Origin of the sequence: Achromobacter sp. UBA2119 (assembly GCF_002331005.1) — a bacterium.
GTDB lineage: Bacteria > Pseudomonadota > Gammaproteobacteria > Burkholderiales > Burkholderiaceae_B > Achromobacter > Achromobacter animicus.
Genome location: NZ_DCYD01000002.1, coordinates 16976 through 32045 on the forward strand (window position 1 = coordinate 16976; position 15070 = coordinate 32045).

Sequence of the window (15070 nt, forward strand, 5' to 3'; positions counted from 1 at the left end):
CGGCGGCGCATCGGCAGCGCTTACTTCTTCTCGATGTAGACGTCGTCGAACGACTCGTTCAGACCGATGGCGGTCTTGACCAGGTTCTTGACGTTGGCGCGAGACAGGGTGGGGAACTCCATGTCGACCAGAAATCCGTTGGCCACCTCGTTGACGAGGGTCGTCTGGATCTTGGTGTAGAGCTCCTGGCGCTTGGCCGGATCGACCTCGGAGGCGGCGGCCTCCCACAGCTTGTCGGTCTCGGGATTGCTGTATCCCTGCACGTTGGCGAAGGGCGAACCCTTGACGATGTTCGACGAGATGTACAGCCGCTGCACGCCCAGCGCGGGGTCGCCGTACTGGTAGGTGAAGGTGGTGGTCAGGTCGAAGTCCCAGTTGCCGGTGCGGCTGGCCCAGCCGCCCGCGTCGGTCGATTCCACATTCACCTTGAAGCCAAGCTGTTCCAGCGCCTGCTTGGTGTATTCACCCAGGCGGTCCCAGGTCGAGCCATACGGAAAGCTCAACTGGCGGATCGTGTAGTCGCCCGGCTTGATGCCTGATTCCTTGATCAGCGCGCGCGCCTTCTTCATGTCGAACGGCATCGGCGGCATGTTCTTGTCGTAGAACATCTCGGTCGTCACGAACGGGCTGGTCGACACCTTGCCCAGGCCGAAGAAGATGTTGTTGACCACCATGTTGCGGTTCATGGCCGCCATGACCGCCTGACGCACCTTCAGGTTGTCGAAGGGCGGCTTGCGCATGTTGAAGATCAGGTAGGCCTGCGGCGAGAACATCTCCCAGCCCGCGGTGGTGTATTCCACGTTGGGCAGGCCGCGCAGGCGCTTGATGTCGACGTTGTCCACGTCGCCGCCGCGCAGCACGTCCACGCTGCCGCGCTCGAACGCCACGGCGCGCGAGGCCGCATCGGGAATCACGTTGAACACCAGCTCATCCAGATAGGGCTTGCCGGGCTTCCAGTAGTCGGGATTGCGCGCCAGCTTGATGTATTCGCCGCGCTTCCATTCCTTGAAGACGAACGGGCCGGTGCCCACGGGCTTCTGGTTGGCGGGGTTGGTCATGTAGTCCGTGCCGGCGTACAGATGCTTGGGCATCATCGGTGCAAAGCCGGGTTCGAACATCAGCATGAAGGCCGGGAACGGCGTCTTCAGCTTGATGACCACGGTCTTGGCATCCGGCGCCGTCACGGAATCGACGAACTTGTTCAGGATGACGCGGGCACGCGCATGGGTCTTGGGCAGCATCTCCGCCAACGAGAACACCACGTCTTCGGACGTGAACGGTTTGCCGTCATGCCACTTCACGTTGTCCTGCAGATGGAAGGTGTAGGTCAGCCCGTCGGCGGCTGCTTCCCAGGACTTGGCCAGGCCGGGCTGAGGCTTCAAGTCGGTAGAGTAGGTCAGCAGGCTTTCGTAGATCTTGCCTGCAACGAATTGCGTTGGCCCCTGCTGATTGATGGCCGTGACGATCACCGGCGGTTCGGGCTGCACGATCATGTTCAACGTGCCGCCCTTGGTCTGGGCGAACGCCTGCGTGGCGGGCAACGCGGCCGCAAGGACCAATGCGCCGATGCTTAGGGAAAACCAGTTTTTCGATTTCACTGCGAGCCTCCGGGCTGGAAAGGGTCGGACAGGCGGCCGCCTGGACGCGGCGATAGCCGTGCCGAATCAAGCAAACCTCATGCCACCTGCGTTTCTCGGGTACTGCGGGTGGAGCTGCTGCAACAATGCTTCGTTCAGGTGCTGGTTAAGGCGCCGCGCACCAATGCGGAGAATTCAATGGTGCTTCGCCAGGGCGGCGAGGGCGGTGCGGTCGTCGGCTGCGGTGCGGTGAGTGTCCGGCTGCAAGTTTTTTCCCCTTTGCATTTTTTGTTGGACGAATCAGGCGTGCTGGCTACGGCTTGGGCAAATCATTCAGGGCGCTGACTGGCGCCATTGGCCCGCGCCACCATGGCGTCGAGCAGGACGTTGCACCCGGCCTCCAGATGCTCGGGCCGGGCGTCTTCGATTTCGTTGTGGCTGATGCCGTCCTTGCACGGCACGAAGATCATGGCGGTGGGCGCGACGGCGGCCATGTAGACGGCATCGTGTCCAGCGCCGGTGACGATGTTCATCGCGGGCAGACCACGGTTCGCGGCGCCCTTGCGCACCTTGTCGACCAGATCGGGATCGAATGGCGTCGGCGGAAAGTACTGCACATCCTTCACCTCGACACGCACGCCATGCGCGACGGCGATGTCGTCGCAGACGCGCCGCCAATCCTGGTCCATGCGGTCCAGCGTCGCCTCGTCTTCGTGGCGCAGGTCGGTGGTGAAACGCACTTGGCCCGGGATCACGTTGCGCGATCCGGGAAATGCGTGGATCTCGCCCACCGTGCCGCGTCCATGCGGCTGATGGGTGTTGGCGATGTTCACGACCGCCTGCAGCAGGAAGCTCGTGGCAAAAAGCGCGTCGCGGCGGATTGCCATCGGTGTCGGGCCGGCGTGCATTTCCATGCCGGTCACCGTGACGTCGTACCAGCGCAGCCCCAGCGACCCCGTCACCACGCCGACGGTCTTTTCCTCGTGCTCAAGAATCGGGCCCTGCTCGATATGCGCTTCGAAATAGGCGTCGACGGGGCGGCCGCCCACGGGATCTGCGCCCGCGTACCCGATGGCGGCAAGCTCGTCGCGCACGCTGATGCCCTGCGCGTCGCGGGCCGACAGCGCGGTTTCCAATGGGAATTTGCCGGCGAATACGCCCGATCCCATCATGACCGGCACAAAGCGCGAGCCTTCCTCGTTGGTCCAGATCGCCACTTCCAGCGGGGCGTCGGTCTGCACGCCCGCGTCGTTCAGGGTGCGGATGACTTCCAGCCCGGCCAGCACGCCATAACAGCCGTCGAACTTGCCGCCCGTGGGCTGCGTGTCGATGTGACTGCCCGTCATGACAGGCGGCAGGCTGTCGTCGCGGCCCGCGCGCCGGGCAAAGATGTTGCCCACCTGGTCCACGTGCACCGTCATGCCGGCATCGCGCATCCAGCCGGTCACCAGATCGCGCCCCTGGCCATCGAGCGCGGTGAGCGCCAGGCGGCAGTTGCCGCCCTTGGGCGTCGCACCGATCTGCGCAAGATCCATCAAGGATTGCCACAGCCGGTTGCCGTTGATGGACAGGGTGGGTGTCGTCATAGGTCGCCTCGGGGGTTGGAAACGTCGCCAAAGTCCTCGCGCAATCGCGCCAGGATGCCAAGCAGGTGTGCGTGCATGGCGTGGCGCGCCCGCATGGGGTCGCGCGCCGCGATCGCAGTCAGGATGCGCTGGTGTTCGGCGTGGGCGACGGCCCACACCTTGGCATCGACGAAGTAGTCCTGCATCCGGCGGTACACCGAACTGGACTGGGTCAGGTTCCACAGGTGGCCCACTGCGGCGGCCAGCGCGGCGTTGCCGCAGGCGGCAGCGATCGCGCCGTGGAATTCGCGGTCGTGCCGACCGGGTGACTCCGTCAGCGACATGCCCTCATGGGCTTCGCGGATCGCCGCAAGCTGGGCGGGCGTGGCGTGCTGGGCCGCCATGCCGGCGCATTCGGGTTCGATCAGGAGGCGGGCTTCCAGCAGGTCGAACGGCCCGATGTCGTCGGTGCTCTGCGCCGCGCTGGCGTTCGGCCCGGCGCCCCACGCCGCGCCGCCGCCTTCCTTGTCCGCCACGAAAACCCCGGTGCCGACGCGGACCTCGACGTAGCCCTCGATTTCAAGCGCGATCAGCGCTTCGCGGATCGACGCGCGGCTGACCTGCAATTGTTCGGCCAGATCCCGCTCTGACGGCAACCGCCGGCCGCGCGGAAAGTCGCCGGCCCGGATGCGTCCCGCGATCTGGTCGGCGATCATGCGATACAGACGAGTGACAGCGACGGCTTGAAAGGTGCTCATCGGGCGGTCTGCGCAAAGGGTTGGCCTGGTGGTCAGGCCACCAATATAGGCACCTCGCCCTTGAAACAAAAGGGGAAACCGACGCTTTCAGGGAAAACGATGTGAGGGAATCCACTGCTGTTCGTCTGGTGGTCAGGCCAGTCGGAGGTTATTGGCCTGAGTTCGACGGGCGTCTACTGCCCGTCATCGTCCGGTTCGGGCGTTTGCGTAAACGCTCGCACCAGCCGGGCGATGCCGTCGAGTTCGTCATGGGCGCCCACCACCCATTCCGGCTTGCCGAACGGGCTGTCGGCCGGCGTGTTGTCCAGATTGGCCTTCAGGTCGCCCAGGAGTTCCAGCGCCATGTCGGTGGCCTGGGGGCTGCTGCGGGTCGACAGGGCGATCGCAATCGCCAGTGCTTGGCGCATGGCCAGCAGGCGGCCTTCCAGTTCGGTTTCCATTGATTGATCCTTGTTTGCTGCGGGAATCTCGCGGCGGGAGTCCGTGGCGGGAATCGGGCTGCGCGATTCTCGGCATGCACGTCTTGCCCGGTGTGTCGCGGCATTTTACGGGGCAGGGCGGCGCAGCAGGATGGCGCTCGCTCGCCGTGGCAAAGCTTGCCCCGCGGCAGACGCGGTGCTCGCCGTTTGCGCAAGATCAAAGTGCCGGGGGGCGGGCAGGCGAATAATCCGGGTTATGCAAGCCGCTCTACGCCCTCAATCTTCGGAATCGCCGGCGCCCGCCACCGCCGAGCCGTTTTTTCCACCCCAACTGCTGGCCCGGTTGGACAAGAACGGGCCGCGATACACCTCGTATCCCACGGCAGACCGTTATCACGGAAGCTTCGGCGAGCATGACTACCGCCTCGCCCTGCAGCAGCGGCGCGCAACCAGCCCGGCCGAGCCACTGTCGCTCTACGTGCACATTCCCTTCTGTGAATCGGTCTGTTATTACTGCGCCTGTAACAAGGTGGTGACCCGCCACCACGACCGCGCTGCCCGCTACCTGGATGCGCTGTCCAGCGAAATCGCGCTGCATGTGCAGGAACTGGGCTCGGGCGTGCCGGTATCGCAACTGCATTTCGGGGGCGGCACCCCCACGTTCCTGTCCAACGAGGAACTGGCGCGGCTGATGGGCGATCTGCGCGGCGCCTTCCGCTTTGAGCCCGATGCCGAAATTTCCGTCGAAGTCGATCCTCGCACCGCTACCCCCGAGCGCCTGGCCTTCCTGCAGCAGCTGGGCTTCAACCGCTTGAGCTTCGGCGTCCAGGATTTCGACGAACGCGTACAGGTCGCGGTGCACCGGGTCCAATCGTACGAAGACGTCGCCGCGCTGATGCATAGCGCGCGGGCCTTGGGCTATGCGTCGGTCAACGTGGACCTCATCTATGGGCTGCCGCTGCAAACCACCGAATCCTTCGCCCGCACCATCGAGCAGGTCATCTCACTGCGTCCCGACCGCATCGCGCTCTATGCCTACGCGCATCTGCCCGAACGCTTCAAGCCGCAGCGCCGCATTCAAGAAGCCGACCTGCCGGACCGCGCCACGCGGGTCGGCCTGCTCAGCTCCGCCATCCAGGGCTTTCTGAAGCAGGGCTACACGTATATCGGCATGGACCATTTCGCGTTGAACACCGACGCACTGGCCATTGCCAAGCAACGCGGCGAGCTTCACCGTAATTTCCAGGGTTACAGCACACAGCCGGATCGCGACCTCATCGCACTGGGCGTGTCGGCCATCGGACGCATCGGCGACACCTACAGCCAGAACGCGAAGATCCTCGACGAATACTACGCGGCCATCGAATCCGGGAAGTTCGCCGTCGAACGCGGCCTGGCCCTTAGCCCCGACGATCTGGTCCGCCGCGAAATCATCATGGACATCATGTGCCAGGGCCGCGTGGACTTCGCCCGCATCGAGGCCAAGCATGGCCTGCAGTTCGGCGACTACTTCAGCCGCGAGCTCTCGCAGGTGGCCAGCCTGGCCGAACTGGGCCTGGTGAATCTGCACCTGGGCGAATTGCGGGTCACCGGCCTGGGCTGGTACTTCGTGCGGGCCGTGGCCATGGCCTTCGACAAATACCTGCGATCGGCCATTCCTACCGCCACGTACTCCCGCATCATCTGATCTCTCGCGCGGCCAACCGGCCGCGCGATTCATTCGGCAAACTTGTCGCGCAAGTACAGCGCCAGCGACAAATCATCCGACAGCCCCAGCTTGCGCATGGCCCGGCGCTTGTGGGTGCTGACTGTCTTCTTGCTGCGCACCAGCCTGCGGGCAATCTGTGTCACCGACAGGCCCTGCCTGATGTGGCGCAGCACCTCCACTTCCGACGTCGTCAGCAGCGCATGCGGCGCCGTCGGCTCCATGCTGCAGATCTGTCCGTCTTCGACCGTCAGGAACGGCGTATTGGCCTCGACCACGCCGCGGATCATGTCCGGCAGCAGGACCAGACCCCATTGTTTTGCCAGGTAACCGGCGGCGCCGGCCCGAAAGGCGGCGTACTCGGTCTCTTGGCGATTGCCAGCCGAAAAGGTGATGACCGCCATGTTGGGGTGATAGCGGCGCACCCGCCGCAGGTAGTTGACGCCATCGAAGGGTTCCAGGGGCAGATAGAAGTCGATCAGCGCGACGTCGCACGGCTGCTTGGCCAGTTTCTCCAGCAAGGAGCGCGCGGAGGTCTCGCGGTGCACCACGTGAAACCCAGGGCGGCTTTCCAGAAAGGCGCCAATGCCCAGCGCGACGACGGGATGGTCGTCCAGGACCGCGACCCGGATCACCGGCGGCGGCCGCGACAGCAGCAGGTGCTTGCGGGCCTCTAAGCCGTCCGCCGGCGCGATAAGCGGGCCGTGAAGCGAGCCGCCGGTCATCTGGCTTGCAGTCTCTGAAACGCGATTCATCGTTGCTCCACGATCGGATGGGGGTCCAGGGCAATCCGCGCGGCCACGACGCGGCGGTCGCTGGCGCATTTCCGTGCGCGGCCCTGAAATTCGTGGGCAGATTACGTGTTCGGCGCGCGTTTGAGTTACCAAACGGGCCAAAATCAGACCGATCCGTCGGCACTAAACGTCTCGCTGCGTCCCCGGTGCGCTCACTGCAATCCTCCGTGGCGTTTTCGCCACGGAAAGCCCGCAAACGGTGCTACAATCGGCAACGATCCATGCAGCTATTTCGGCTGCATTTGTTTTGCTGCACCTTGATTCGCGCCCCGCAGTGCGCGCACCAACAGGCCCAAACATGTTTTTCCCGCCCGCACGAACTACGACCCGGAACTTTCGCCCCATGTCGCGTTAGTTTTTTCGTGCGTCGGGTTTCACCGTGTCAGGTCAGCGGTAGGACTCATCAAGACAATCAAATGAACGCGGCTACCAGGCCGCGTTTTTCGTTTCTGTTTTCGTTTTTCAGTTCCAAGAACCCCAGGAAGCACTCCCGATGGTACAGATCACATTGCCCGATGGTTCGCAGCGCCAATATCCGGAACCGGTAACGGTTGCCGAAGTGGCGCAATCGATCGGTACGGGCTTGGCGAAGGCTGCCCTGGGCGGCCGCGTGACGTTCGACGGCGCGGAATCCAAGCTCGTCGACACCAGTTTCCGCATCTCAGAAGACGCCCGTCTGGCCATCGTGACGGCCAAGGATGCGGACGGCCTGGATCTGATCCGCCACTCGACCGCCCACCTGCTGGCCTATGCCGTCAAGGAGCTCTTCCCTGATGCCCAGGTCACCATCGGCCCTGTGATCGACAACGGCTTCTACTACGACTTCTCGTACAAGCGCCCCTTCACGCCGGAAGATCTGGCCGCCATCGAAAAGAAGATGGCCGAACTGGCCAAGAAGGACGAAGTCGTCACGCGCGAAGAATGGTCCCGCGACGACGCCGTCGAATTCTTCAAGGGCATCGGCGAAAAGTACAAGGCGGAAATCATCGCCTCGATCCCGTCCAACGAGACGCTGAGCCTGTACCGCGAAGGCGACTTCATCGACCTGTGCCGCGGCCCGCACGTGCCGTCCACGGGCAAGCTCAAGGTCTTCAAGCTGATGAAGGTGGCAGGCGCCTACTGGCGCGGCGACAGCAAGAACGAGATGCTCCAGCGCATCTACGGCACCGCCTGGGCAACGAAAGAAGAACAGGAAGCCTACCTGCACATGCTCGAAGAGGCCGAGCGCCGCGACCACCGCAAGATCGGCCGCGAACTCGACCTGTTCCACTTCCAGGACGAGGCCCCGGGCCTGATCTTCTGGCATCCCAAGGGCTGGGCCCTGTGGCAGCAAGTGGAGCAATACATGCGCAGCGTGTACCGCGACAACGGCTACCAGGAAGTCAAGGCGCCGCAGATCCTGGACATTTCGCTCTGGAAAAAGACCGGCCACTGGGACAACTACCGTGAAAACATGTTCACGACCGAGTCCGAAAACCGCGTCTATGGCCTCAAGCCCATGAACTGCCCGGGCCACGTGCAGATCTTCAACGCCGGCCTGCATTCCTACCGCGAACTGCCCCTGCGCTACGGCGAATTCGGCCAATGCCACCGCAACGAGCCCTCCGGTTCGCTGCACGGCATGATGCGCGTGCGCGGCTTCACGCAGGACGACGGCCACATTTTCTGTACCGAAGACCAGCTCCAGGACGAATGCGCCGATTTCACGGCGCTCTTGCAAAAGGTCTATCGCGACTTCGGCTTTACCGAAGTCCTGTACAAGGTCGCCACGCGTCCTGAAAAGCGTATCGGCACGGACGAAGTCTGGGATACGGCCGAAGCCGCCCTGATGGAAAGTCTGCGCCGCACGGGTTGCGAATTCGAAATTTCGCCGGGCGAGGGCGCCTTCTACGGTCCGAAGGTCGAATACACGCTCAAGGACGCCATCGGCCGTCACTGGCAGTGCGGCACGATCCAGGTCGATTTCTCCATGCCCGTGCGCCTGGGCGCCGAGTACGTGGACCAGAACGACCAGCGCCGCCCGCCGGTCATGCTGCACCGCGCGATCCTCGGTTCGCTCGAGCGCTTCATCGGCATGTTGATCGAAAACCACGCCGGCGCCATGCCGCCTTGGCTGGCGCCCGTGCAAGCAGTTGTATGCTGCATTTCCGAACCTTCGGCCGATTATGCTGCCGAAATCACGCAAAGCCTGAAAAAACAAGGCTTTAGAGTAGAGTCCGATTTGCGCGGTGAAAAAATCACTCGTAAAATTCGGGAACACAGCCTGCAAAAGGTGCCGTACATTCTTGTCGTCGGCGACAAGGAAAAGCAAAACGGCACTGTCGCGGTACGTGGATTGGGCGGCCTGGACCTTGGCGCCATCCCGTTCAACGACTTTGTGTCCCGGTTGTCCGAAGACGTCGCCACCCGTCGCGACGTCAATCAACCCGATAGCAGCGCTGCTTAACATTTCTAGGAGCTTTCAACATCGCCACTGAAAAAGCCAATCGCATCAACGGTGAAATCCGCGTCCCCGAGGTGCGCCTGATAGGTCTGGACGGAGAACAGCTGGGCATCGTCAAGATTGCCGACGCGTTCCGTCTTTCCGAGCAAAACGACGTGGATCTGGTGGAAATCGCGCCGAACGCCGAGCCGCCGGTCTGCCGTCTGATGGACTACGGCAAGTTCAAGTACCAAGAGCAAAAGCGCCAAGCCGAAGCCCGCTCCAAGCAGAAGGTCATCCAGGTCAAGGAAGTCAAATTCCGTCCGGCGACCGACGAGGGCGACTATCAGGTCAAGCTGCGCAACCTGCGCCGCTTCCTCGAAGAGGGCGACAAGGCCAAGGTGACGTTGCGTTTCCGTGGCCGTGAAATGGCTCACCAGGAACTTGGCATGCGCGTCCTTGAGCGCGTGCGCGACGATCTCCTGGAGCTTGCCCAGGTCGAAGCCATGCCCAAGCTCGAAGGCCGTCAGATGGTCATGGTGCTGGCGCCGAAGAAAAAGGCTGTGCCCGCAGGCAAGCCCGAATCGGCAGCCTGAGCGCCCGCCGTATCCGGTTCATGCAAGGCTCCGCCTTGCGGTCCTGCAACCCGCCGTGTCCGTCTCGTGACCGGCGGGTTCGCTTATTGACCGGCTCTACGCTACGATGTCACAAAGCATAGCCGCCTTCCCACCAGGGGAGGCGGCGTCCGTTCAGGGTGTCGCGATGCACGTTTTGTTCGTTTTGGATCCCTTGCCGCTACTCAAGGCGTACAAGGATAGTTCGGTCGCCATGATGCGTGCCCTCGTGGCGCGCGGTCACACGCTCAGCGTGGCCATGCAGGGCGACCTCTACATCGAGGCGGGCGTCGTCAAGGCGCAGACCACGCCGATCGAGCTGGTGGCGGATGCCGACCTGCACGGTCACGACTGGTGGCGCGAATCCGCTTCCCAGGATCTGCCGCTGGCGGATTTTGGCGCGGTCGTGATGCGCAAGGACCCCCCGTTCGACATGGAATACGTGTATTCCACGCATTTGCTCGAATACGCCGAGGCGCAGGGCGCCTGCGTGTTCAACGGCGGTGCGGCCATCCGGAACCACCCGGAAAAGCTGGCAATCACCGAAATCAGCGAGTTCACCGCGCCCACGCTGGTCACCCGCAACATGGCGCGTCTCAAGGCGTTCCATGACAAGCACCAGGATGTCATCGTCAAGCCGCTGGACGGCATGGGCGGCACGGGCGTGTTCCGCCTGCAGCCCAAAGACCCCAACCTGAACGCCATCCTGGAAACGCTCACCGACAACGGCGCGCGCACCATCATGGCGCAGCGCTTCATCCCTGACATCGTCAAGGGCGACAAGCGCATCCTGCTGATTGGCGGCGAACCCGTGCCGTATTCCCTGGCCCGCATTCCCCTGGCCGGCGAAACGCGCGGCAATCTGGCCGCCGGCGGCCGTGGCGTCGCGCAGGAACTGTCTCCCCGCGACCGCGAAATCGCCGAAGCCGTGGCGCCCAAGCTGGCCGCCCGCGGTCTGCTTCTGGTCGGCCTGGACGTCATTGGCGACTTCGTTACCGAAGTCAACGTCACCAGCCCCACCTGTTTCGTGGAAATCGCCGAACAGACCGGCTTCGACGTGGCCGGCATGTTCGTGCAGGCGCTCGAAAAGGCCGTGGCGGCCAAGGCCGCCAGCGCCGCCTCCGTTGCTGCCTGAGTTTTCGGAACCGACATGACCACGGGTATTGTGATCGTCGTGCACGCGCCCCTGGGCGCGGCAATGCGCGAATGCGCGAGCCACGTCATGGGCGATCTGGACGGCATGCTGGCAATTCATGACATCCTGCCTGAAGACCTGCCGGATGACCTGGCGCCGGATGTCCTGAAAGACATCCTCGAGCAGGACCACGGCGCGGGCGTCCTGGTGCTGACCGACCTGATCGGCGCCACGCCCGCCAACATCTCCAAGCGCGCGGTCGCCGATGCGCAGGCACAGGGCATCCAGTGCTGTGTGCTCGCGGGTCTCAACACGCCGATGCTGTTGCGCGCGTTGACCTACCGCAACCTGCCGCTGGCCGAAACCCGCGAAAAGGCGCTTGCTGGCGGGGTGCAGGGCGTCTTGCGGGTAGACTGACGGGCGGAAAATTGCCCTATTATGTCGGCTATTATTTCAAGCCGACGATCGGTACGACGATTGGCTGCGATCAACACTGCGGCATAGCCCGCGGTCACCACCTTTCCTATGCCTAATACTGACATTGTCATCAGCAACAAACTGGGATTGCACGCCAGGGCCGCCGCCAAGCTGACGCAGCTGGCCAGCAAGTTTTCCAGCGAGATCTTCATTTCGCGCGGTGCGCAACGCGTGAACGCCAAGAGCATCATGGGCGTCATGATGCTGGCAGCTGGACTGGGCGTCACCGTCAAGCTGGAGGCCTCCGGCAGCGATGCCGAGCAAGCGCTTTCCGAAATCGAAACTCTGTTCGACAGCAAATTCGGTGAGCAGGAATAGACCCTCTCCTGAAGCAACCGGCCCGGCTCGGGCCGGTTCGCCCGTAGCGGCAACCGGCGTGCCCACGACCGGCGCGCCCGCGACCAGCGCACCACAAGGGGCTGGTTCTGCCGGCCCCGTTGTGTGTCTCTACGGCAAGGGTGTCGCCAAGGGCTACGCCATCGGCCGCGCCGTCGTCATGGGGGCAGCGGCCCTTGAAGTCGCGCACTACCGGATTTCGCCGGAAGACGTGCCCGCTGAAAGCGCCCGCCTGACCGAGGCCCTGGCGTCAGCCCAGCAGGAACTGCTGCAACTGGCCGACACGCTGCCGGCCGACGCGCCGCGCGAGCTGGGCGCGATGCTCAACGTACACAGTCTGCTATTGGGCGATCCGCTCCTGGCCGAACAGACGCTCGCCTTGATCGCCGAGCGCCATTACAACGCCGAATGGGCGCTGACGACGCAGGGCCAGATTCTGGGCCAGCAGTTCGACGCCATGGAAGACGAATACCTGCGCGAGCGCGGGGCGGATGTGCGCCAGGTGATCGAGCGCGTGCTGCACGTCCTGGCCGGCACGTCGGCGATCCTGCCCGACATGTCCCACATGGGCGGCGACGACGCCCTTGTCGTGGTGGCGCACGATATCTCGCCCGCCGATATGCTGCGCTTGCGCGGCGGGCGTTTTGCCGCCTTTGTCACCGACCTGGGCGGACCGACCTCGCACACCGCGATCGTGGCGCGCAGCATGGGCGTGCCCGCGGTGGTGGCAATGGGCAATGTGCGCGAACTGGTCCGCGACGGCGACATGCTGATCATCGACGGCTCGGTTGGCGTCGTGGTGGTCAATCCGTCCGAACGCATCCTCCAGGAATACCGCCGCCGTCAGGCCGCCTACGCCGACGAGCGCGCAGAACTCAGCCTCCTGCGCGACGAACCGTCCGTCACCCTGGATGGCATCGATATCGTGCTGCACGCCAATATCGAGCTGCCGGACGAGGCCGCGCTGGCGCTGGCTTCCGGCGCGCACGGTATCGGGCTGTTCCGCAGCGAATTCCTCTTCATGGGCCGGCCCGACCTGCCCGGCGAAGAAGAGCAATACGAGGCCTATGCTTCGGTCGTCAAGGTGATGGCCGGCCGTCCGGTCACGATCCGCACGCTGGACATCGGCTCTGACAAGACGCTGGACGGCGAGGCCACCGTAGCCACCAATCCCGCCCTGGGGCAGCGTGCTATCCGCTACTGCCTGGCGCGCCCCGAGATGTTCGCGACTCAGTTGCGGGCCATCCTGAGGGCCTCCGCCCACGGACCGGTGCGCTTGCTGATCCCGATGATCGCGCATATGCACGAGGTCGTCGCGACCAAGGCCGCCATCGAGGCCGCCCGGCGCGAACTCGATGCCCGTGGCCAGGCCTACGCGCCGCACATGGAAGTGGGCGCGATGGTTGAAGTCCCCGCCATCGCCATCGCCATCGAACCCTTTGCCCAGGCGCTGGACTTCCTGTCCATCGGCACCAACGACCTGATCCAGTACACGCTTGCCATCGACCGCGGCGACCACGATGTGGCGTCGCTTTACGATCCGCTGCACCCGGCGGTGCTGCGCCTGGTCGCCAACACCATCAATGCCGGCGAGCGCGCGGGCAAGCCGGTGGCCGTCTGCGGTGAAATGGCAGGCGATTCGCGCATGACCCGCCTGCTGCTCGGGCTGGGTCTGACCGAGTTCTCCATGCACCCGCAGCAGCTGCTGGACGTCAAGCGAGAGGTCCGCCGGGCGCACTCCAATGCGCTTCGCATCAAGGTGGCGTCGGCGCTGAACCGCGCCTTGCCCGTCGATCTGGACGCGCTCGGCCCGGTCTGATTCGTCCTTCGCGGCGATGGCTGAACCAGGTGTCAGACACCCGTCGAGTCGCTGCCACAAGCTGACGATCATCCCTGCCGGGTGTCTGACACCGTCCCAAGCAAGCAGGCATAAAAAAGAGCCCTTCATGATGAAGGGCTCTTTCATTTTTCGATCCACCCGCCGCGGGTCGCGGCGGGAGCATCGCAGCAGCTTAGCTGTGATACGCGGATTCGCCGTGGCTGGTGACGTCCAGGCCTTCGCGCTCCTGGTCTTCCGGCACACGCAGGCCGCACAGGGCATTGGCGATCTTGTAGGCAATCCATGCCACCACGCCGGACCAGACGATGGTCAGCAGCACGCCTTCCAGCTGGACCCACAGTTGGTGAGCAATCATGGAGGGCTCGGCCAGGCCGGGGCCGCCGAAGACCTGCGCATTGAACACGCCGGTGAGCAGGGCGCCCACAATGCCGCCCACGCCGTGGATGCCGAACACGTCCAGCGCATCGTCGGCACGCAGCATGCGCTTCAGGCCGTTCACGCCCCAGACGCAGACCACGCCGGCAACCACGCCGATGATCAGTGCGCCCACCGGACCGACCAGGCCCGCGGCGGGGGTGATGCCGACCAGGCCGGCGACGGCACCCGAAGCGGCGCCCAGCATCGAGGGCTTGCCCTTGATGGCCCATTCCGTGAACAACCAGGCCAGGACGGCGCCCGCCGTGGCGATCATGGTGTTGAAGAAGGCCAGCGTGGCGTTCTCGTTGGCGGCCAGGGCCGAACCCGCGTTGAAGCCGAACCAGCCCACCCACAGCAGGGCGGCGCCCACGAAGGTCATCGGCAGGTTGTGCGGCTGCATGGCTTCACGGCCATAGCCCACGCGCTTGCCAACCACATAGGCGCCCACCAGGCCGGCCACGCCAGCGTTGATGTGCACCACGGTGCCGCCGGCAAAGTCCAGCGCGCCTTGTGCGTTCAAGAGGCCAGGCGCCGTTTCAGAGGCGAACCACACCATGTGCGCGATGGGGATGTAGGCGAACGTGAACCAGATCACCGTGAACACCAGCACGGCCGAAAACCGGGCGCGTTCGGCAAAGCTGCCGACCACCAGGGCGCAGGTGATGCCAGCGAACGTGGCCTGGAACGAGGCAAACAGCAGCTCGGTCAGGGAGTTCGACATGGCGTACGTGCCGTCGGCGGGATTGAACATGCCAGAGAAGAAAGCGCGCGAGAGGCCGCCGAAGAAGGCATTGCCCTCGGTGAACGCCAGGGAATATCCATAGATGAACCAGAGAACCAGGCCCAGCACGAACGTGCACAACACTTGCAGCAAGACGGACAGCACGTTTTTGCTGCGCACCAGGCCGGCGTAGAACATGGCCAGGCCGGGTACGGCCATCATCAATACAAGCAGGGTAGAGACGAGCAACCAGGAAATATCTGCTTTATCCATTTTCAGGCTCCATTGAG

The 15070-nt window shown here is 64.0% G+C and carries 14 protein-coding genes; 8 read left to right on the top strand and 6 right to left on the bottom strand.

All coding sequences use genetic code 11. From position 1 onward, the window contains the following. Positions 1–20 precede the first annotated feature (20 nt). A complete protein-coding gene (locus B3098_RS00310) occupies positions 21–1598 on the bottom strand; it encodes an ABC transporter substrate-binding protein (RefSeq protein WP_175124014.1) in 1578 nt (525 codons plus the stop codon). A gap of 108 nt (positions 1599–1706) precedes the next feature. Between B3098_RS00310 and B3098_RS00315 the strand changes: the two genes are divergently transcribed. After that, positions 1707–1922 carry a hypothetical protein gene (locus tag B3098_RS00315; RefSeq protein WP_286889971.1) on the top strand — a complete coding sequence of 72 codons (216 nt, stop codon included), beginning with the start codon at positions 1707–1709 and terminating at the stop codon, positions 1920–1922. Here B3098_RS00315 and B3098_RS00320 read toward each other — a convergent pair. The 3 genes from B3098_RS00320 to B3098_RS00330 form a co-directional block, all read right to left on the bottom strand. Then, positions 1907–3163: a Zn-dependent hydrolase gene (locus tag B3098_RS00320; RefSeq protein ID WP_286889974.1), complete on the bottom strand. Its 1257-nt coding sequence runs from the start codon at positions 3161–3163 to the stop codon at positions 1907–1909. The genes B3098_RS00315 and B3098_RS00320 overlap by 16 nt on opposite strands. Further along, complete coding sequence (locus B3098_RS00325) at positions 3160–3900, bottom strand: FadR/GntR family transcriptional regulator (RefSeq protein WP_286889976.1); 741 nt, start codon at positions 3898–3900, stop codon at positions 3160–3162. The genes B3098_RS00320 and B3098_RS00325 overlap by 4 nt, the downstream gene beginning before the upstream one ends. A gap of 173 nt (positions 3901–4073) precedes the next feature. Continuing rightward, on the bottom strand, positions 4074–4340 hold the full coding sequence (locus B3098_RS00330) for a hypothetical protein (protein ID WP_175124017.1): 267 nt from the start codon (positions 4338–4340) through the stop codon (positions 4074–4076). A gap of 235 nt (positions 4341–4575) precedes the next feature. Here B3098_RS00330 and hemN point away from each other — a divergent pair, with 235 nt between their 5' ends. After that, positions 4576–6006, top strand: coding sequence for an oxygen-independent coproporphyrinogen III oxidase (gene hemN, locus B3098_RS00335; protein ID WP_286889979.1), 1431 nt, complete (start codon positions 4576–4578; stop codon positions 6004–6006). Positions 6007–6035: 29 nt separating this feature from the next. Here hemN and B3098_RS00340 read toward each other — a convergent pair whose 3' ends face one another. Beyond that, positions 6036–6749, bottom strand: coding sequence for a response regulator transcription factor (locus tag B3098_RS00340; RefSeq protein ID WP_175124188.1), 714 nt, complete (start codon positions 6747–6749; stop codon positions 6036–6038). A 562-nt stretch (positions 6750–7311) separates the two neighbouring features. Here B3098_RS00340 and thrS point away from each other — a divergent pair. From thrS to ptsP, 6 genes are all read left to right on the top strand, one after another. Further along, positions 7312–9264: a threonine--tRNA ligase gene (gene thrS / locus B3098_RS00345; protein ID WP_286889983.1), complete on the top strand. Its 1953-nt coding sequence runs from the start codon at positions 7312–7314 to the stop codon at positions 9262–9264. Positions 9265–9284: 20 nt separating this feature from the next. Further along, entirely contained in the window at positions 9285–9836 is a 552-nt protein-coding gene (gene infC / locus B3098_RS00350; protein WP_076812461.1) for a translation initiation factor IF-3, read from the top strand. A 166-nt stretch (positions 9837–10002) separates the two neighbouring features. Beyond that, a complete protein-coding gene (gene gshB / locus B3098_RS00355) occupies positions 10003–10989 on the top strand; it encodes a glutathione synthase (protein WP_286889985.1) in 987 nt (328 codons plus the stop codon). Positions 10990–11004: 15 nt separating this feature from the next. Further along, positions 11005–11406 carry a PTS sugar transporter subunit IIA gene (locus B3098_RS00360; protein ID WP_056569684.1) on the top strand — a complete coding sequence of 134 codons (402 nt, stop codon included), beginning with the start codon at positions 11005–11007 and terminating at the stop codon, positions 11404–11406. Between the two features lie 108 nt (positions 11407–11514). After that, positions 11515–11784 carry an HPr family phosphocarrier protein gene (locus tag B3098_RS00365; protein WP_006387993.1) on the top strand — a complete coding sequence of 90 codons (270 nt, stop codon included), beginning with the start codon at positions 11515–11517 and terminating at the stop codon, positions 11782–11784. Then, positions 11720–13621 carry a phosphoenolpyruvate--protein phosphotransferase gene (gene ptsP / locus B3098_RS00370; protein ID WP_414631250.1) on the top strand — a complete coding sequence of 634 codons (1902 nt, stop codon included), beginning with the start codon at positions 11720–11722 and terminating at the stop codon, positions 13619–13621. Before B3098_RS00365 ends, ptsP begins: the two co-directional genes overlap by 65 nt. Before the next feature lie 193 nt (positions 13622–13814). On the opposite strand, the gene amt is transcribed toward ptsP, so the two are convergent. Further along, positions 13815–15053 (bottom strand): ammonium transporter, encoded by a 1239-nt coding sequence (gene amt, locus B3098_RS00375; RefSeq protein WP_175124021.1) that lies wholly within the window; start codon positions 15051–15053, stop codon positions 13815–13817. Positions 15054–15070 lie beyond the last annotated feature (17 nt).